This window comes from Lawsonibacter celer (assembly GCF_014281125.1).
In the GTDB taxonomy this organism is placed as follows: Bacteria; Bacillota; Clostridia; order Oscillospirales; family Oscillospiraceae; genus Lawsonibacter_B; species Lawsonibacter_B celer.
The window spans coordinates 405,427-423,810 of the sequence record NZ_JACOEA010000001.1 but is presented as its reverse complement, the minus strand read 5'-3'; the positions used below and the strand labels follow the sequence as shown (position 1 = coordinate 423,810).

The window sequence follows — 18,384 nt, the reverse complement described above, 5'->3', positions numbered from 1 at the left end:
AAGGGCGTATAACCTCAATTTTGCGCTACTTGCTCAGGAGAGAGATTTATGAAGCTGCTTTATGGGATCTATGACTTTATGTGGGGAGACCTTGTCACCATTCCTCTGCCTGGCGGCGGCACATTAGGACTTTCGCTGTTGGTGATTGTCTTGGTGCTGGCCGGCCTGTTCTTTACCGTCCGGACCCGCTTTCTTCCGGTGCGTCTTTTCCCGGAAATGCTTCGGCTGGTGACCGAAAGGCGTCCGGGAAAAAAGAACGGCATTTCTGGCGTTCAGACCTTTATTATCTCCACCGCAACCCGGGTTGGAATGGGGAATTTAGTGGGTGTTGTAGCGGCTGTGTCCGCCGGTGGGGCAGGCGCTGTATTTTGGATGTGGGTCACCGCCCTGGTCGGCTCATCCACCGCCTTTATTGAGTCCACCCTCGCCCAGATCTATAAGGAGAAAGACCCGCTCTATGGCGGCTACCGTGGCGGCCCGGCCTATTTTATCCATGCGCTCGTGACTCGGGTCAGCCGCAGGAAGCGTCGCTACAGCGTCATTGCAGTTCTCTTCGCCGTCTCCGGCCTCATCTGTTGGTGTGGAATCAGCCAAGTGATCGGCAACTCCGTCTCCTCCTCTCTGTATAACGCGTTCCACATTCCACCGCTCTTCACTGCCATTGTCCTTGTGGCAATCTCCTCTGTCATCGTCCTGCGCAAAAACGCTACAGTAAAAGTGCTGGACAAGGTCGTTCCCATCATGGCAGGCTGCTATTTCTTCATTACGCTGTTCATTATCATCAAAAATGTAAGCTTGCTTCCCCATATGTTTCGCCAGATTTTTTCCGAGGCGTTCGGCCTGCGGCAGGCAGTGGCGGGCGGCTTCGGCGCTGTCATTATGAACGGTGTAAAGCGGGGCCTCTTTTCCAATGAGGCCGGTTCCGGCTCCGCCCCCTGCGCCGCTGCCGCGGCGGATGTGGATCACCCGGCCAAGGGTGGCCTGCTTCAAGCTCTGGGTGTCTTTCTCGATACGATTGTCATCTGCAGCTGCTCTGCCATGATTATGCTTCTGGCCCCCGCGGACACCATTCGGGGCCTGGCTGGAATGGACCTGCTGCAATCCGCCATGCAGTACCACCTGGGGCGGTTCGGCGTCGTCTTCATCGCGGTCATTCTTCTACTCTTCAGTTTTTCAACCTTTATCGGAATTCTTTTTTATGCCAGGCCCAACATTGCCTATCTGTGCGGAGACAACTGGGTGTCCCAGACCGCCTATAAGCTCCTGGCGCTGGTCATGCTCTTTGTGGGCTGTATGGCGGCCTATACCTTCGTATGGGACCTGGGAGATGTGGGAATTGGCCTGATGACTCTGTTTAATATGGTTGCCCTTTTCCCGCTCTCCGGGGAGGCGCTGGCCTCCCTGCGGGAGTATGAGCGTCTGATAAAGGCCAGACGAAAAAAGGAACCATAGGACGAAAAGGACCTGCACTTGACTCATCCGATCAAGCGCAGGTCCTTTTGTTTCAGGAGTCCAGGAGGCCTAAGAATTCCGCCTCCGTCAATACGGGAATTCCCAGTTCATTGGCTTTTTTCAGCTTGGAGCCGGCAGCCTCACCCGCCACCACATAAGAGGTCTTTTTTGAAACAGATCCGGAGACCTTTCCGCCAAGGGCCTCGATTCTGGCGCCAGCCTCGTCCCGGGTAAATCCCTCCAATGTGCCGGTCAGCACAAACGTCTTTCCTGCCAGCTTGTCCCCGGTTGGGGCCTCCTGGCTGAGCATATTCACCCCCGCGTCCCGCAGGGTCTCGATGAGATGCCGGCTCTGGGGGTTCTGGAACCACTCCGCAATACTCTTTGCCGTAATGGCCCCGATGTCCGGAACCTGGGTCAGCTCCTCTTCGGTAGCCGCCATCAGAGCGTCCAGACTGCCGAAGCGAGAGGCAAGCACTTTCCCCGCTTTCTGCCCAACCTGCCGAACGCCAAATGCAAACAGCAGGCGGGACAGATCGTTGCCTTTAGATTTCTCAATCGCGGTAATGAGTTTTTCCGCCGAACGCTTGCCCATGCGCTCCAAGCCGGCCACATCCTGTGGATTCAGGCCATACAGGTCCCCGGGCCCCTTCACCAGCCCCGCGTTCACCAGGGCCTCCACCACGGCCGGCCCCAGGCCCTCAATGTCCATGGCGTCCCGGGAGGCAAAGTGCACCAGATGGCGCAGCCGCTGGGCAGGGCATTCCGCTCCTGTGCATCGGCTGTGGGCTCCGTCCTCATCCCGTGCTACCGGAGCGCCGCACACCGGACAGACCTCGGGCAGGTGATAAGGCACAGTCCCCTCCGGGCGCTTCTCCTTTAAAACCGAGACGATCTCCGGGATAATCTCTCCCGCCTTCTGGACCAGCACCGTGTCTCCAATGCGGATATCCTTCTCTGTAATAAAATCCTGGTTATGGAGGGTGGCGTTGGTCACGGTCGTTCCTGCCAGCCGTACCGGCTCCACCACCGCTTTGGGCGTGAGCACACCGGTACGCCCTACCTGGACCACAATGTCCACCACTTTTGAGGGCTTCTGCTCCGGCGGATATTTGAACGCCGCCGCCCAGCGGGGGAATTTGGCCGTGCTGCCCAGCACATTCCGCTCTGCCAAGGAATTCACCTTTACAACAGCGCCATCAATATCAAAGCTGTAAGTCTCACGCGCTTCCCCAAAGGCGGCAATACGTTCCGCCGCCTCATCCATGGTTTTACAGCTGTAATGCGGAATTACTTTAAATTTCTTTTGTTTTAGATATTCCAGGGCCTCCGTATGGGTCTGGAACTCCATACCTTCCGCCAGCTGAATGTTAAATACGAGGATATCCAACCTTCGGGAGGCTGTGATTTTAGGGTCCAGCTGCCGCATGGAGCCCGCCGCCGCATTGCGCGGGTTTGCAAAGAGTGCCTCCCCCCTCAGCTCCCGCTCCTGATTCAGCTGCTCAAAGCTTTTCTTGGGCATATAGACCTCGCCCCGAACAATCAGCCGCGCCGGCGCATCCTCCAAACGCAGGGGAATGGAATGAATGGTACGGAGGTTTTCAGTCACATCCTCCCCCACGCGTCCGTCACCCCGAGTGGCGCCGCGGACAAAGACACCGTTTTCATATTCCAGGGCGACCGAAAGCCCATCTACCTTGGGCTCCACATCCAGCTGCGGTGCCTCGCCAAGTGCCTCCTTGACCCGCTGGCCAAACTCCTTCAGCTCCTCGATGGAAAATACGTCCTGAAGGCTCTCCAGCGGCACGGGGTGTACCACCTCCTGAAAACCGTCTGCCACCTTTCCCCCCACCCGCTGGGTGGGAGAGTCCGGCGTCATCAGTTCCGGGTGGGCGGCCTCCAGCTCCTCCAGACGGCGGAGCTTATGGTCAAATTCATAGTCAGACAGCTTGGGGTCATCCAGCACATAGTAGTCATAATTTGCCTGCTCCAATTCCCGGCGCAGAGCCTGAATTTCCTGTTTTTCATCCATGCAAGGATTCCGCCTTTACACATCTAAATTTTTTGGTGAAACGGGGTGCAAGCCTCCGCAGCAGAAGAAAGAGCCCATACCCAGCCAGTGCCCCCAGTGTGTTGAGAATGATATCATCCACATCGCTGCCCCGGCCAATCAGGAATTGGGTGGTCTCCACCCCCGTACTGGCACATAGGCCCGTCAGCACGGAGCGATACCAGTGTGCTCCCCTCCAGAGCAGCGGCGGAAAAAAGCCCAAAGGCACAAACATGACCACATTGCCCAGCAGCATAAAGAAGCGCCATGGACCGAAAAGGGCCCCTGAAATCTCCCTAAATGGGATCAGCTGGATGGTCTGGAGCTGCAGCCGGTAATCAACCGAGGGAAAAAGGGGCTCCGTCCCTTGAAAAGCGGCGCGCCAGTGCCAGATGCTCCAAAAATTGGCCGGGAAAAGCGTCAGGCCGGCCAAGCCGGCGCAGAACAGCAGGAGAAACAGCAGCGCACCCTCCCGCCAGGGGCCGCTGCGCAATCCCTGCGCCGCCAGCCTCCTTGAACGCCAGGGCGTCAGCGCCCAGAAGATCAGGGCCGCAGCCATGGCGCATGGAAGCATCTGCCTTAGATAGTCCCCAGTGATCTCCAAATAAAACAGCATCGTATCCAACGTTTCGCCCTCCCATGCCATTTGATAGGCTCAGCATACCAAATTCACAGGAAATTACAAGAAAGGCGCTTCGGCTTTCAGAGAAACGTAAGAAATGTCAGGCAGCGCCCCCCGCCTGGAGATAGGCCTGAGGCACCTCGCCCACAATAACCGTCTCAGCCAGACACACGGTGGTGTGTACGGCCGTCTCTACCGTTCCTCCCGGCAGCAGCAGCTTGACGTCCACATCCACATCCAGCAGAATGCGATGGAGGGTCTGGTTGATACCGGCAGAGGTAAACTCATTCCGGAAGTCTCCGTCTGCTGCGGCGGCAGAAAGGACGCGGACCGGCAGAAGAGGGCCCCAGTCGGAGGCGTACACCAGTCCGGTCAGGCTCCCAATGGGAATCCCCAGCTGTGTCGTATCCAGGGCATCCACCTGCTGAATCACATCCTCCAGAATTGCTGTCCGCAGCGTATTCAGCTTCACCGGGCTGGTGACCAAGGCGTTGATTCGCCCCTCCCCGTCGGTCTGGAGGGTAACAATATCGCTGTAAGAGACCGCCTGTGCGTCCATCGTACGCTCCACCGCGCCGTCCACAATGGCCGTCACCGCGTTTCGGACCTTGGCCTGCGCCATATCCGTGGCCAAAGGGCGTACGGCAGCGTCAAAGGCATGGATACACAGCAGCGCCAGCCCCACGCCGATCACTGCGGCCAGAAGCCATGGAATCCCCCTGCCGCTCCTTGCCCGCTGGTGCAGCTTCCGCGGCCACGGCCGATATCTCGGTCTGCGCGCCATAGCGTCCACCCCCCATAGGGTATCCTATGCGCACAAACGCTTGTTTCATTCAGCCTAAATGTCCTTTTCCTTCCCGCGGAGCAGCTCTTCCACCGCCAGCATCACTCCCGCCTTGCCGGATTCATAGGTCAGGCCGCCCTGAAGATATGCGGTGTAGGGCTCACGCATCGGCGCGTCGCAGGACAGTTCGATGGACGCCCCCTGGATAAAGGCACCGGCAGCCATAATCACCTGACAGTCATACCCCGGCATGTCCCAGGGCTCCGGCGTGACAAAGGAGTCCACCGGGGCACCGAACTGAATCCCCCGGCAGAAGCGCTTTAACGGTTGCGGAGCGCCGAAATGGATCATCTGGATAATATCGTGACGCACCATATCAGAGGTTGGCTCCGTCCTGTAGCCCAATTGCTCCATCATTTTCGCCGCAAACACCGCTGTCTTAAGCGCCTGGGCGGTGGTATGAGGGGCAAGGAAAAGTCCTTGATAGAGGCTACGGTTATTGCCCAGAGTGGAGCCGCATTCCCGGCCGATTCCTGGGGTAGTCAGCCGCATGGCGGCCGCCTCGATCAGGTCATGCCGCCCGGCCAGATAGCCGCCAGTGGGCGCCACCCCCCCACCCGGATTCTTAATCAGGGACCCCACCACCAGATCCGCTCCCGCCTGGGTGGGCTCCCGTGTCTCCACAAACTCTCCGTAACAGTTATCCACCAGAATGGCGGCGGACGGGTTGTTCGCCCGCACCACAGCGCACAGGACGGAAATCTCATCCACCGACAGGGACGACCGGGTGGAGTAGCCCTTTGAGCGCTGGATCAGCACCGCCCTGACCCGGGGATCACGGACCGCCTCCGCCAGCCCGGCCGGATCAGGCGCGTCATTTACCAGCTCCACCTGCCGGTATTCTACGCCATATTCCTTTAAGGAACCGGGGCCCTTATCCACCACGCCGATGACGCCCAGCAGGGTGTCGTAAGGCGCACCCACAGCGGACACCAGCACATCCCCCGGCTTAAGCGCACCAAACAGGGCGCAGGTGATCGCGTGGGTCCCATTGACAAAATTGATCCGCACCAGAGCGTCCTCGGTACCGAAAATATCCGCATAGATCTCATCCAGCTTGTCCCGGCCCAGATCATCGTAGCCGTAGCCGGTGGTGCCGGCAAAATAGGCCTCCGCAACCCGATGCTTCTGGAAGGCGGCGAGCACCTTTCGGGTGTTTTCCTCTGCAATGCCGTCAATCCGGTCAAACTGCTCCCGCAAGCTCTCCTGAGCCTGTTTGGCCAGCTTCTGTACACGCTCACTTATCTGTAAAGTCATAGCACCTGCTCCATCCTTATCTCTCTATCTTATTTACAGTTCCGCCTGGGCAAAGGAAAGGGTCAGGGCGACACAGGCGTCCACGTCGCGCCGGTCCACCATCTCCAGGGGGCTGTGAGTATAGCGGCAAGGGATGGAAATTCCGCTGGTCCGCACCCCGGCTCGGGTCTGATGGATCACCCCTGCGTCCGTGCCGCCGCAGCGGAGCACATCTCGCTGACTGGGGATGCCCTGGGCCTTTGCCAGCTCCTCCAGCCGGGCCACCACCGCTGGGTGACAGATGACCGAGGAATCCATCACCTTGATGGCCGCGCCCCTGCCAGAGACGCTGCTGCACTCATGGGGAGCCTCCGGAATATCGTCCGAGTCGGTCACATCCACAGCGATGCCATAGTCAGGATCCACCCCGTAAGCCGCGGTCCGGCCGCCCCGCAGGCCAAGCTCTTCCTGCACTGTAAAGGCAAAGTACAGGTCATTCTTGCGCACGACCAGACGCTCTAGTACGGCCAGCAGCACCACGCAGGCAATCCGGTTGTCCAGGTAGGGGGAAAAGATTCGCTCCCCTGCGGCAAAACAGGGCGTATCATATACAGCGGTATCCCCGATCTGTACCATCGCCTCCGCCTCTTCCCGGCTTCGGGCGCCAATATCCAGATACAGGTCATCCAGAGTCATGTCCTTCGGCTTCTTTTTGCCCTCCAGGGCCACCACGCCCCGCACACCGTTTTTGAAACGCACCGGCGCAGAGAGCACCTCAGCCGGGGTAAGTCCGCCCAGCCGCCCGAAGCGTAGGAAGCCGTCCCCATCAATATGAGTCACGATAAAGCCAATGGAGTCCATATGAGCGGCAAAGAGCACTTTAGGACCGCGCCCCCTTTTGTGGACGATCAGGTTGCCCAGCGCGTCCCGGAAGCACTCGTCGGCGTAAGGGGCAGCCAGCCTCTCAATGGCGGCGGCCACATCGCTCTCATCCCCGGAGGGGCCGTGACAGGCGTTCAGAGCCTGCAGTGTTTTTAAAAGTTCCATAGTCTCCCCCTTATCCCTCTTTGGCGACTGCCCCAAGGAACAGCCGCGTCAGCCGGAGCATGTCGTCCAAATCCCGCAGGCTGGCCACGCTGGCCGGAGCGTGGAGATAGCGCACTGCGGCGCTGAGCGCCAGGGTACGCACACCGGACTTGGTGCGCTGAATGGCGGCGGCATCGTTGCCGCCGGCCAGATAGTGCTTGGTCTGCCAGGGAATGCCGTTTGTCCGGGCCGCCTCCCGCGCCATTTCATAGAGTCCGCGGTCGGCCGCCGAGCCGCCGTCCATGAACACAATCACCGGCCCCTTTCCCGGCGAACAAACCTGCTTGTGCGCCGGCGCACCGGCCAGGTCGGCGGCTGTGGTGGTCTCCAGCACCAGAGCCATGTCCGGCGTCACAGAAAAAGCCGCGGCAAAGGCCCCACGGGTACCCACCTCCTCCTGTACGGTGAAGGCGAAGGTCACGTCCAGGGGCAGGTCCTCCTTCAGCAGCTCCAGCATCACGGCGCAGCCGATGCGGTCATCCAGGGCCTTGGCCTTCAGGAATCCGTCCCCGAACCGCTCCGGCACGCTTGCAAAGGCAGCCCAGTCGCCGGGCTGGACCAGGCGCTCCGCCTCCTCCCGATCCTTTGCGCCGATATCAATATAAAACTCTTCCAGCTTTGGGACACTCTTTTCCTCCTCCGCGGACACCAGGTGGTAGGCCTTCAGCCCAATGACGCCGGGAAGCGCGTTTTCCCCCACCCGTACCGGCTTGCCCAGCAGCACCCGGCGGTCAATGCCGCCCACGGCGGAGAATTTCAGGTAGCCCTCATCCGTGATCTTTTTTATGATCAAACCCACCTCATCCATGTGGGCCGCCAGTAACAGCTTATTCCCGGTGCGCGTCCTCCCTCTCTTGAATACAATCAGGTTTCCCATGAGATCGACCCGCATCTCGTCAGCGTAGGGCGCTGCCTGTGTCTGAAGAAAGGTGCGTACCGGCTCCTCAAAGCTGGATACCCCATCCAGAACACACAGGTGCTCAATCAGTTCTGTCAGCTTGCTCACGGCTGCTCCGCCTCCTTCCCCAAATCCACGGCAAAGGCGGCCAGCAGTTCGGCCACATGCTCCACATCCGCCCGGTCCAGCACCTCGATGGGACTATGCATATACCGCAGGGGCAGGGAGAGCACCGCCGTAGCGATCCCCTCCCGGGCAATCTGGAAATACCACCCGTTGGTGCCGGAGTGCCCGGCCATCACCTCCAGCTGGTAGGGAATCTGCTTCTCCCTGGCCTTGTCCATCATCCGACGGGTCATCCAGCGGGTCATATTCGGGCCCACCCCGATGACCGCGCCCCCGCCCAGAGCAAAGGTCTTGTCCTTGGAGGCGTCCGGCGAATCTCCATGGGTCACGTCCACCGCCACGCAGAAATCGGGGGCCAGCTCAAAAGCCGCCGTCTTGGCCCCCACGCCGGTAACCTCCTCCTGGGTACTGCCCAGCAGATACACATCCACGTCCAGAGGGATATCCTTCAGCAGCTGCGCTGCACGCAGCAGGGCTGCAAAGCAGGCCCGGTCATCCATAGCCTTGCCGCACAGGCGGCGTTCCCCCAGAGGGAAGCACCCTCCCCGGAATACAATGGGCGTGCCCAGAGGGATCAGCGCCTGCGCCCGCGCCTGGGACAGGCCTACGTCAATCATCATCTCATCCATTGGAATGGATTTGCTGCCCTCGCCGCTCTTCTGCACGTGGGGCGGCAGGCAGGCCACCACGCCCGGAATAGGCGGTGTGGTGAGGATCGTAACCTCCCGGTCCGGCAGCATCCGGGGATCCACCCCGCCAATGGAACAAAAACGCAGAAAGCCGTTCTCTATACCGGTGACCATCAGGCCGATCTCGTCCAGATGGGCGTCCAACAGCAACTTTTTCGCACCCGACTTCCCGCACCGGCGCACACCCAAAAGGCTGCCGCTGCGGGTGAGGTGCACCTCGTCCACCAGCGGGGCAAGCAGCTCTGCCGCCGCACGGACGACAGGCTCCTCAAAGCCGGAGGGCGCATCCACCCTGCACAGCTTCCCCAGCACGCTGTGTAATTGCATCCCTTCACATCCTTACAATTGGTAAATGAGCTTTTTAAAGGCCGCGCCCCGCTCCATGAAGTTTTTAAACCGATCAAAAGAGGCGCAGGCGGGAGACAAAAGCACAACATCGCCCGGCTGTGCCATATGATGGGCGGCCAGGACTGCGGCGTCAAACGCGTCATACTCCACGATCACTGGCCGTCCAGGCTGATAACCGGGGGATTTCTCCACCGCGGTCCGGATTTTGGACGCGGTGGCCCCGGTAAGCACCAGGGCCTTGACATGTTCCACAATCTCAGGGCCAAGAACATCAAAGGGGATGTGCTTGTCGTAGCCGCCGGCGATGAGGATTACCTTTTCTGGGAAAGAGCGCAGACCTGCGATGGTCCGTGACGGGCTGGAGGCAATGGAGTCATTATAGTAGCGCACGCCGTTCCGGGTGCGCACCAGCTCAATCCGATGCTCCACCCCGGCAAAGGTTTTAGCAAACTCCCGAGTGACCTGGTCCGGCACCAGGCCGTCCACCGCTGCGATGGCGGCCATATAGTTCTCCACATTGTGCTCGCCGGGCAGGAGAATCTCCTCCAGGGACAGCACCGGCCGGCTTCCCGCAGCGTTTGTGACCCAGATCGCCCCATCCCTGAGGAATACACCGCGCTCCAGCGGCGTTCGGCGACTGAACATGGTGATGCGCCCAGGTGCCTTTTCTCCAAAGGCCCTGGTAATTTCATTGTCATAATTGAGCACAACCAGGCCGTCCCCGCTCTGATGTGTAAAGATATTTTCCTTGGCAGATATATATTCTTCCATGGACTTGTGCATATCCAGATGGTTGGGAGCCAGATTGGTCACCACGGCAATATCCGGGCTGTGCTCCATAGTCATCAGCTGGAAGGAGGACAGCTCCAGCACTGCCAGATCTCCCTCCTCCATGCCGTCTGCATCGGCCAGCAGAGGCTTACCGATATTCCCCCCCACATATACATTCCGGCCTGCGGCCTTGAGCAGTTCGGAGATTATGGTGGTGGTGGTAGTCTTGCCGTCACTGCCGGTAACGGCGATCATCTGACAGGGGCACACCTCAAAGAAGGCCTCCATCTCCGAAGTGACGACGCTTCCCCGCTCTTTGGCTGCCAGCAGCTGAGGCACGTCCGGACGAAGGCCAGGGGTGCGGAAAATTACGTCGTGGTGCAGCCCGGCCAGATAGTCCGGCCCCAGACGCAGCTCCGCTCCCAGACTCTCCAGTTCCTCCACCTGGCCGGCAAACTCCTCCCTGCCGCGTTTGTCACAGGCCGTGACCTCCAGACCAGCCCGCAGCAGCATTTTAATCAGCGGCGTGTTGGAGACCCCGATCCCAATGACCGCAATTTTCTTTCCCTTTAGCGCTGCCAGATATTCCTGTATCGTACGATGCAACGCAGCCCCCTCCTCTTTGTCTGAGTAGATTCAATTTTTATATTATAGCGCAGGTATTCCAGAATTGCAATCGAAAGCGGCCGCCCTTATATCAGGCGGCCGCTCTCTTTCAGAAATCAAACAATTCGGCTGCGCAGGGTCCCGACACCGCTGATTTCCACTTCTACTACATCTCCAGCATGCATTTCGCCAACGCCAGCCGGGGTGCCCGTTGCAATCACATCCCCCGGCTCCAGCGTCATAGAGGCGGTAATAAAGGCAATCATTTTCGCGGCACTGGTAATGAGCAGCTCCGTATTGCTCTTCTGCACTACCTTGCCGTTCAGGCGGGTCTGAATTTCCGCATGGTTGGGGTCCACCTCATCGGTAATCACTGGGCCAATGGGCGCAAAGCCGTCCATGCTCTTTCCCCGTGCCCACTGTCCATCCGACTTCTGGATATCGCGGGCGGTCACATCGTTCAGGCAGGTAATGCCGAGGATGTACTCCAAGGCGTCCTCTTCCCGGACATCCTTAGCCCTTTTTTTCATTACAATACCCATTTCGCCCTCATAGTCCAGCCGGCCCACAAAATCCGGGGCGTGCACGGTCCCGTCCGGGGCGTTCACACAGTTGGGCCCCTTTAAAAAGAGCGTGGGCCGCTCCGGATTTCCAGAGGCGTCCAGCATGGAGCGCATCTCCTCGATGTGGTCATAGTAATTTTTCCCGATACATACGATCTTTGTGGCCTCACAGGGCGCCAGAAGGCGGCACTCCGCCAGAGGCAGGGACTGCCCGTCATAGCAGATTTCCGCAAAAGGCGGCTTGACCAGCGTGCGCACCAATTCATCCTGCAGAACTCCCCAGACCGGCTTCCCGTCCCGCTCCAATTTTACATATTTCATATAAACTCCCCCGCATGCTCCAAAATCAAATTGAGCAGTTCCTGCTTTCCGTCCCCCTTTTCAGCCGAAAAGGGGATTACCTTTACGGAACTTGGAAGTTCCAGAGTCTCCCGAATCCGAGCCAGATTGGGCTCCGTTTCGCTCTTTTTCAATTTATCCAATTTGTTGGCTACGACTGCAAATGGCCGGCCGCTGCCTTTAAACCACTCCGCCATGGTGCAGTCGTCCGCCGTCGGTTTATGCCTGGCGTCCACAATCATAATCCCCAGGGTCATCAGGGTATTATCTGCAAACCACTGCTCCATCAATTTCCCCCATCTGGCTTTCTCCGCCTGGGACACCTTGGCATACCCATAGCCGGGCAGATCCACCAGATAAAATTGCTCGTCAATCAAAAAATAGTTGATATGTGTGGTCTTGCCGGGCGCCGCTCCCACGCGGGCGAAATTCTTACGATTGAGCAAGCGATTGATAACAGAGGATTTTCCCACATTGGAGCGGCCTGCAAACGCGATCTGGGGCAGCCTGTCCCTGGGAAAATCCGCCGCACCGGCGGCAGAACGGACAAAGGCTGCCTTTTGTAGATTGACGCTCATTTCCTTCCCCTTTCTCACTGCCGGAAACGCGGCAACCGCCCAGGCTGACGGCTCTCCCCAGCCAGCGGCTCTTCCTGGGGCTCTTCCGCCGAACATTCCCCGAGGTCCAGGGCCTGCGCCAATACCGCGTCCACCTGCTCCACAGGGATGAAGTGCAGGGCGGCCCGAACGGTCTGGTCAATTTCCTCCAGATCCTTTTCGTTATCTGCGGGAATGAAAACCGTTTTGATCCCATTCCGGTAGGCCGCCATGGTCTTTTCCTTCAGTCCGCCGATGGGGAGCACTCTGCCCCGCAGCGTAACCTCCCCTGTCATGGCCAGCTCTCTGCGCACCGGCGCGCCCGTCAGAGCGGAAACCATGGCAGTGGTAATGGCAATCCCCGCAGAAGGACCGTCCTTGGGCACAGCGCCCTCCGGGAAATGGACGTGAATATCCTTGGTCTGATAAAAATCCGCCTCAATTCCCAGGGGCTGGGTACGGCTGCGGATATAGGTCAGTGCCGCATGGGCGGACTCCTTCATGACGTCTCCCAGATTGCCCGTCAGTTCCACCTTTCCGCTTCCAGGCACCACATTGGCCTCCACTTCCAGAAGCTCGCCTCCGACGCTGGTCCAAGCCAAGCCGTTGACGACCCCCACCTGTTCGCTCCTGGGCAGGCGCTCCGGGTGATAGCGCCGCACACCAAGATACTCCTCCAGGTTGTCGCCCGAAAGGCTGATAGACTTTACACTCTTTGAAACCACCTGCATTGCGCTCTTGCGGCACAGCGTTGCCAATTCCCGCTCCAGCAGACGAACGCCCGCCTCTTTGGTATAACCCGAGATCACCTCACGGATGGCGTCATCCGTAAGCTTCAGCTGAGACTTCTTCAACCCGTGGCGCTTGAGCTGCTTTGGCAGGAGGTGGCGCTTTGCAATCTGCAATTTCTCCTCGTCGGTGTAGCTGGTCAGCTCAATGACCTCCATCCGGTCCAGCAGAGCGCGGGGGATCGTCTCCGTGGTATTGGCCGTGGTAACGAAGAGCACGTCAGACAGATCAAAGGGCAGCTCCAGGAAATGATCCCGGAAGGTGGCGTTCTGCTCGGAATCCAGAACCTCCAGCAGCGCGGAGGCCGGGTCGCCCCGCTGATCGCTGCCCAGTTTGTCGATCTCATCCAGCAGGAGAATCGGGTTACAGCTGCCCGCCTGCTGAATGGCGGCAATCATACGGCCCGGCATGGCCCCCACATAGGTCTTGCGGTGGCCGCGAATTTCCGCCTCATCGTGGACACCACCCAGGGAGATGCGGGCCATTTTCCGGTGGAGCGCCCTTGCCATACTCATCGCGATGGAGGTCTTGCCCACACCGGGCGGGCCAACCAAGCAGATGATCTGCCCTTTCAGCTCAGGAGCCAGCTGTTTGACGGCCAGAAACTCCAAAATACGCTCCTTGACCTTTTCCAGCCCGTAATGATCGGCGTCCAGCACTTTACGGGCTGCGGTCACATCGACCCGGTCCCTGGTGCGCTTTCCCCAAGGCAACTCCAGGCAGATATCCAGATAATTGCGCAGTACAGTGGCCTCCGCCGAGCCAAAGGGCTGTTTTTCCAGCCGGGAAAGCTCCTTGTTTAGCTTTTCCGCCACCTGATCCGACAGCTTGGCCCGTTCGATCCGCTGCCGGTACTCGGCAATCTCACTGTCCCCATTCTGGCCCTCGTCCCCCAGCTCCTGCTGGATGACCTTCATCTGCTCCCGCAGAAAATAATCCCGCTGGTTATGGGTCAACTGTTCCCGGACCTTGTTCTGCATATCCTGTTCCAGCTCCAGAATCTCCACCTCGCGGCGAAGCATGTGGAACAGTTTCTCCAGCCGGCGAACCGGGCGCGGTTCCTCCAGGATGGACTGCTTATCTCCTGCGCGCAGTGAGAGATTTTGAGCAATATAATCAGCAATATAGCCCGGGTCCTCACTGGCCAATACGGACAGCAGAATATCCGGCGTCATTTTCGGCGCCAGCTCAATATAGCGCTCAAAGAGCTCATAGGTCTGCCGGATCAGGGCCTCAGTCCGGGTGGACCGCCGCACCGGCGTTTCTTCCGGCAATTCCTCCACCTCAGCCAGCAGGAATGGGACCGTCTGGGACAGCCCGCACAGCCTGCCACGGCTGACCCCCTCCACCATTACCCGAACGTTATCTCCGGGCAGGCGAAGAATCTGCCGCACATTGGAGATGGTCCCCACTGTGTACAGATCGTCCTCCTCGGGCACCTCTACCGACAAGTCCCGCTGGGCCACCAGGAAAATAGGCTGACTTGTCGTCATCGCCTCGTCCAGCGCCTTGATCGAGGCCTCCCGGCCCACATCAAAGTGGAGCAGCATATTGGGGAAAATGGCCAGTCCGCGCAGCGCCAGCGCCGGCATGGTCACAGAGGTTTTGATTGCTTCCATTGAAATCCACTTCCTTTCAGGGAAAAGAAAACGCGGCGGGGCAGGAAAAACTCCTGGCCCCGCCGAAGCCTGTTCTCGTTTTAAGACACATTTCCGCGAGGCGCCGCGCCCCCCTGCTCCGTGCGCAGGGCCGCGCTTCCCAGTCGGGGCCGCTCGGTGCGGCTGGGATCGTGTTCCACCTCTGGCGGCACGTGATCCCGGATGCTCTCGGTGGTGATGGTCACCCTGGCAATGGTGGGGTCAGAGGGCACGTCGTACATCACCTGAGTCATAACTTCCTCCAACACTGCCCGCAGGCCGCGGGCTCCGATCCCGCGTTCAATGGCCTTTTCCGCCGCCTGTTCCAGCGCGCCCGGCTCAAAGTCCAGGTCCACCATGTCGTATTCCAACAGCTTCTGATACTGCTTGACCAGGGCGTTTTTGGGCTCGGTCAGAATGCGCACCAGCTGCTCCTTGTTCAGCGCGTTCAGAGTGGTCAGCACCGGAAGTCGGCCCACCAGCTCTGGAATAATGCCGAATTTCAGCAGGTCGTGGGGCTGGATATCCTTCAGAACCGAGGTCGTATCTCGCTCCTCTTTCGTCTGGATCTCTGCGTTAAAGCCAATGCTTTTCTTGTCCAGCCGCTGCTCAATGATCTTCTCAATTCCATCAAAAGCGCCGCCGCAGATAAACAGAATATTCTTGGTGTTGATCTGTATAAATTCCTGGTGGGGATGCTTTCGGCCGCCCTGAGGCGGCACGTTGGCCACCGTACCCTCCAGAATCTTCAGCAGGGCCTGCTGCACCCCTTCGCCGGACACATCCCGGGTGATGGAGGTATTCTCGCTCTTGCGGGCAATTTTGTCAATCTCGTCCACATAGATAATGCCGCGCTCCGCCAACTCAATGTCATAATCCGCCGCCTGGACCAGGCGCAGAAGGATGTTCTCCACATCGTCGCCCACATAGCCCGCCTCAGTCAGAGTGGTGGCGTCCGCAATCGCAAAGGGCACCTTCAAGATTCGGGCCAGGGTTTGAGCGAACAGCGTCTTGCCGCAGCCTGTGGGGCCGATCAGCAGGATATTGCTCTTCTGGAGCTCCACATCCTCGCCGCCGCCGAAGTAGATGCGCTTATAGTGGTTGTACACAGCCACAGACAGGGCCACCTTCGCGTTCTCCTGGCCGATGATATACTGGTCCAGCACGCTACGAATCTCCCGGGGGGTGGGAATCACGTCCGGGATCTCCGGAGCAAACTGCTCCTCCGGGTCGTAGCCGTCGTCCAGGATGCTCATACACAGGTGTACGCACTCGTTGCAGATATAAGCGCCCGGGCCCGCGATAATACGGTTGACCTGCTCCTGGTGCTTCCCGCAGAAGGAGCAGCGGACACTCTTGTGATCTTCATTCTTTGCCATAGACTTACCTCAGACTTACCTCATTTGATTCGTTCCGAAACAGGAACGATAATGAATTGGGGCAATTGCCCCTGAATCGGAACAGATACGGCAAGGGAGCGGGGCGTCTATCCCCACTCCCCTGTTGTTTTCTCAGCGCTTGTAGATGACCTTATCCACCAGGCCGTATTCCATAGCCTCTTCCGCAGACATGAAGTTGTCCCGCTCACAGTCGGCAGTGACCACCTCCAGCGGCTTGCCGGTGTTGTCGGCCAAAATCCGGTTCATCCGCTTTTTGATGATTTCCAGCCGCTTCAGGTGGATCGCCATATCGGTGATCTGGCCCTGGGTTCCCGCAGAGGGCTGGTGAATCATGATCTCGGCATTGGGCAGCGCCAGGCGCTTGCCCTTCGTACCAGAGGACAGCAGGAACGCGCCCATGCTGGCCGCCATACCGATACAGATGGTAGACACATCGCACTTGACATACTGCATGGTATCATAGATCGCCATACCGTCCGTGACAGAGCCGCCGGGGCTGTTGATGTAGAACTGGATGTCCTTGTCCGGGTCCTGGGCCTCCAGGTACAGCAGCTGTGCCACCACCAGGCTGGCCGTGGTCGCATTGACCTCTTCACCCAGAAAAATAATTCGGTCATTCAGCAGGCGGGAAAAGATATCGTAGGAGCGCTCACCGCGATTGGTCTGCTCTACTACATAGGGAACTAAGCTCATGGTTCGGATCTCCTTCGTTTTGATGTTGGGATGGGAACAGCCCATCCAACCATCCTCCCGTTGGCGGGCAGTCATACACCTAGAGTATGCCCGCACTGTGGAAACTTATTCCTCGGTTTTCTCCTCGGCCTTCTTCTTGGAAGCGCGCTTCTTGGGCTTCTCCTCGCCCTCAGTGGCCTCTTCTTTCTTCTTCGCAGCAGCCTTCTTCTTGGGTTTCTCCTCGCCCTCGGCGGCCTCGGTCTTCTTCTTGGCAGCGGTCTTCTTCTTGGCTTTGCCGACCTTTCCGCTCTCCACGACCACGCGCTCTGCCTTCTGGGTCACCAGCTGCTTGCGGACCTCCTCTGCGGGCACCGCGTCCTTGACCTTGTCCAGCTCCATGCTGTATTGCTCGGCCAGGCGTTTATACTCCTCATCCATCTCCTCATCGGAGACGGTGATTCCCTCGGCCAGGGCCACGGCGTCCAGTGCCAGCTCCCGACGTACCCGCTCCAGCGCGGCGTCATGGGCACTGGCCTTCATGGTCTCGGCGTTCATTCCAGTCATCGCCATATACTGCTCAAAGGGAATACCCTGAGCCGCCAGGCGCTGCGCCATCTCGTTGATCATCTGATCGGCCTGGAAGTCCACCATGGCATCCGGGACTTCCACCTGCATGTTATCCATAACCTGCTCAATCAGAGTCTTTTCAAAGTCCTGCTGGTTGATGTTCTCCCGGCGGGCTTTCAGCTTCTCCCCCAGGTCCTTTTTAAAGGCGTCCAGAGTGTCAAATTCCGATACATCCTTGGCAAACTCGTCGTCCACCACAGGCAACTGCTTCTCCTTAACCTCGTCCACCTTCACCTGAAAGACCACGGCCTTACCGGCCAGGTCGGCATGGTAGTCCTCAGGGAAGGTAATGTCGATCTTCTTCTCCTCGCCAGCCTTCATACCAACCAGCTGATCCTCAAATCCCGGAACAAAAGAGCCGGAGCCAAGTTCCAGGTTATGGCCCTCAGCCTTTCCGCCGTCAAAGGGCTTGCCGTCCAAGAAGCCCTCAAAGTCAATGACCACGGTATCGCCCAGCTTCGCCTCGCGCTCGGCAGTAACCATACGGGTGGCGCGGTTGATGTAAGGCTTGAGTTCGTTTTCAATGTCCTCGTCGGTCACAGTGACCTCCGGCTTCTCAGCAGTCAGGCCCTTGTACTCACCCAACTTCACCTCGGGGCGGACAGTCACGGCCGCCTTAAAGGTATAGCCCTCTCTGCCGACCTCCTGGATCTCCACCTGGGGCCAGGCCACAGCGTCCAGCTTCTCCTGCTCCACAGCCTGCTGATAATAGTCGATATAGCTCTCGTTAATGGCATCCTCATAAAATACGCCGGAGCCATACATGCCCTCAATGATTTTCCGGGGGGCGTGACCCTTGCGGAAGCCGGGCACGTTGATCTTGCCGCGCTGCTTTTTGTACACCTTCTCGATGGCAGCCTCGAACTCCTCGTGGCTTACCTCGATGACCAGCTCGACTGTGCTCTTCTCCTGCTTTTCGACGCTCTTGACATTCATCTTGTTTACTTCCTCCTATAGGCCCTTCTCTCACAGCCATACCGCCGTGAAGGCCAGCTTTCGCGTTATCCGCTATATACTATCAGAAAATGAAATG

At 58.7% G+C, this 18,384-nt stretch carries 15 protein-coding genes; 1 reads left to right on the top strand and 14 read right to left on the bottom strand.

All coding sequences use genetic code 11. The annotated features are described in order from the left end of the window. Positions 1-48 precede the first annotated feature (48 nt). A complete protein-coding gene (locus tag H9Q75_RS02035; protein ID WP_186564489.1) occupies positions 49-1,452 on the top strand; it encodes an alanine/glycine:cation symporter family protein in 1,404 nt (467 codons plus the stop codon). A 52-nt stretch (positions 1,453-1,504) separates the two neighbouring features. On the opposite strand, the gene ligA is transcribed toward H9Q75_RS02035, so the two are convergent. The 14 genes from ligA to tig form a co-directional block, all read right to left on the bottom strand. Further along, positions 1,505-3,484 carry an NAD-dependent DNA ligase LigA gene (gene ligA / locus H9Q75_RS02030; protein ID WP_186564488.1) on the bottom strand — a complete coding sequence of 660 codons (1,980 nt, stop codon included), beginning with the start codon at positions 3,482-3,484 and terminating at the stop codon, positions 1,505-1,507. Beyond that, on the bottom strand, positions 3,477-4,118 hold the full coding sequence (locus H9Q75_RS02025) for a VanZ family protein (RefSeq protein WP_243200683.1): 642 nt from the start codon (positions 4,116-4,118) through the stop codon (positions 3,477-3,479). Before H9Q75_RS02025 ends, ligA begins: the two co-directional genes overlap by 8 nt. A 106-nt stretch (positions 4,119-4,224) precedes the next feature. Then, positions 4,225-4,908 (bottom strand): sporulation protein YunB, encoded by a 684-nt coding sequence (yunB, locus tag H9Q75_RS02020; protein WP_186564486.1) that lies wholly within the window; start codon positions 4,906-4,908, stop codon positions 4,225-4,227. Between the two features lie 54 nt (positions 4,909-4,962). Further along, positions 4,963-6,225 (bottom strand): methionine gamma-lyase family protein, encoded by a 1,263-nt coding sequence (locus H9Q75_RS02015; RefSeq protein WP_186564485.1) that lies wholly within the window; start codon positions 6,223-6,225, stop codon positions 4,963-4,965. A gap of 33 nt (positions 6,226-6,258) precedes the next feature. Continuing rightward, a complete protein-coding gene (locus H9Q75_RS02010) occupies positions 6,259-7,251 on the bottom strand; it encodes a M42 family metallopeptidase (RefSeq protein ID WP_186564484.1) in 993 nt (330 codons plus the stop codon). Positions 7,252-7,261: 10 nt separating this feature from the next. After that, entirely contained in the window at positions 7,262-8,296 is a 1,035-nt protein-coding gene (locus H9Q75_RS02005) for a M42 family metallopeptidase (protein WP_341480879.1), read from the bottom strand. Then, positions 8,293-9,330: a zinc-binding metallopeptidase family protein gene (locus H9Q75_RS02000; RefSeq protein WP_186564483.1), complete on the bottom strand. Its 1,038-nt coding sequence runs from the start codon at positions 9,328-9,330 to the stop codon at positions 8,293-8,295. The genes H9Q75_RS02005 and H9Q75_RS02000 overlap by 4 nt, the downstream gene beginning before the upstream one ends. Positions 9,331-9,342: 12 nt before the next feature. Next, entirely contained in the window at positions 9,343-10,728 is a 1,386-nt protein-coding gene (murD, locus tag H9Q75_RS01995; RefSeq protein ID WP_186564482.1) for a UDP-N-acetylmuramoyl-L-alanine--D-glutamate ligase, read from the bottom strand. 116 nt (positions 10,729-10,844) lie between these two features. Next, complete coding sequence (locus H9Q75_RS01990) at positions 10,845-11,612, bottom strand: fumarylacetoacetate hydrolase family protein (RefSeq protein ID WP_186564481.1); 768 nt, start codon at positions 11,610-11,612, stop codon at positions 10,845-10,847. Next, positions 11,609-12,208, bottom strand: coding sequence for a ribosome biogenesis GTP-binding protein YihA/YsxC (gene yihA / locus H9Q75_RS01985; protein ID WP_186564480.1), 600 nt, complete (start codon positions 12,206-12,208; stop codon positions 11,609-11,611). The genes H9Q75_RS01990 and yihA overlap by 4 nt, the downstream gene beginning before the upstream one ends. Positions 12,209-12,222: 14 nt before the next feature. Then, a complete protein-coding gene (lon, locus tag H9Q75_RS01980; protein WP_186564479.1) occupies positions 12,223-14,634 on the bottom strand; it encodes an endopeptidase La in 2,412 nt (803 codons plus the stop codon). Positions 14,635-14,714: 80 nt separating this feature from the next. Beyond that, entirely contained in the window at positions 14,715-16,031 is a 1,317-nt protein-coding gene (gene clpX / locus H9Q75_RS01975; RefSeq protein ID WP_186564478.1) for an ATP-dependent Clp protease ATP-binding subunit ClpX, read from the bottom strand. Between the two features lie 132 nt (positions 16,032-16,163). Further along, positions 16,164-16,745: an ATP-dependent Clp endopeptidase proteolytic subunit ClpP gene (gene clpP, locus H9Q75_RS01970; RefSeq protein WP_186564995.1), complete on the bottom strand. Its 582-nt coding sequence runs from the start codon at positions 16,743-16,745 to the stop codon at positions 16,164-16,166. A 105-nt stretch (positions 16,746-16,850) separates the two neighbouring features. Continuing rightward, the gene (gene tig, locus H9Q75_RS01965) at positions 16,851-18,287 is read right to left on the bottom strand and encodes a trigger factor (RefSeq protein ID WP_186564477.1); all 1,437 of its coding nucleotides are present in this window, start codon (positions 18,285-18,287) and stop codon (positions 16,851-16,853) included. Positions 18,288-18,384: the final 97 nt, after the last annotated feature.

Bases quoted from the DNA above. Each gene is read 5' to 3' on its own strand.
- H9Q75_RS01990 (WP_186564481.1), bottom strand. From the start codon at position 11,612: ATGAAATATGTAAAATTGGAGCGGGACGGGAAGCCGGTCTGGGGAGTT.
- yunB (WP_186564486.1), bottom strand. From the start codon at position 4,908: ATGGCGCGCAGACCGAGATATCGGCCGTGGCCGCGGAAGCTGCACCAG.
- clpX (WP_186564478.1), bottom strand. From the start codon at position 16,031: ATGGCAAAGAATGAAGATCACAAGAGTGTCCGCTGCTCCTTCTGCGGG.
- H9Q75_RS02035 (WP_186564489.1), top strand. From the start codon at position 49: ATGAAGCTGCTTTATGGGATCTATGACTTTATGTGGGGAGACCTTGTC.
- yihA (WP_186564480.1), bottom strand. From the start codon at position 12,208: ATGAGCGTCAATCTACAAAAGGCAGCCTTTGTCCGTTCTGCCGCCGGT.
- clpP (WP_186564995.1), bottom strand. From the start codon at position 16,745: ATGAGCTTAGTTCCCTATGTAGTAGAGCAGACCAATCGCGGTGAGCGC.
- H9Q75_RS02000 (WP_186564483.1), bottom strand. From the start codon at position 9,330: ATGCAATTACACAGCGTGCTGGGGAAGCTGTGCAGGGTGGATGCGCCC.
- H9Q75_RS02025 (WP_243200683.1), bottom strand. From the start codon at position 4,118: ATGCTGTTTTATTTGGAGATCACTGGGGACTATCTAAGGCAGATGCTT.
- lon (WP_186564479.1), bottom strand. From the start codon at position 14,634: ATGGAAGCAATCAAAACCTCTGTGACCATGCCGGCGCTGGCGCTGCGC.
- tig (WP_186564477.1), bottom strand. From the start codon at position 18,287: ATGAATGTCAAGAGCGTCGAAAAGCAGGAGAAGAGCACAGTCGAGCTG.
- H9Q75_RS02010 (WP_186564484.1), bottom strand. From the start codon at position 7,251: ATGGAACTTTTAAAAACACTGCAGGCTCTGAACGCCTGTCACGGCCCC.
- ligA (WP_186564488.1), bottom strand. From the start codon at position 3,484: ATGGATGAAAAACAGGAAATTCAGGCTCTGCGCCGGGAATTGGAGCAG.
- H9Q75_RS02015 (WP_186564485.1), bottom strand. From the start codon at position 6,225: ATGACTTTACAGATAAGTGAGCGTGTACAGAAGCTGGCCAAACAGGCT.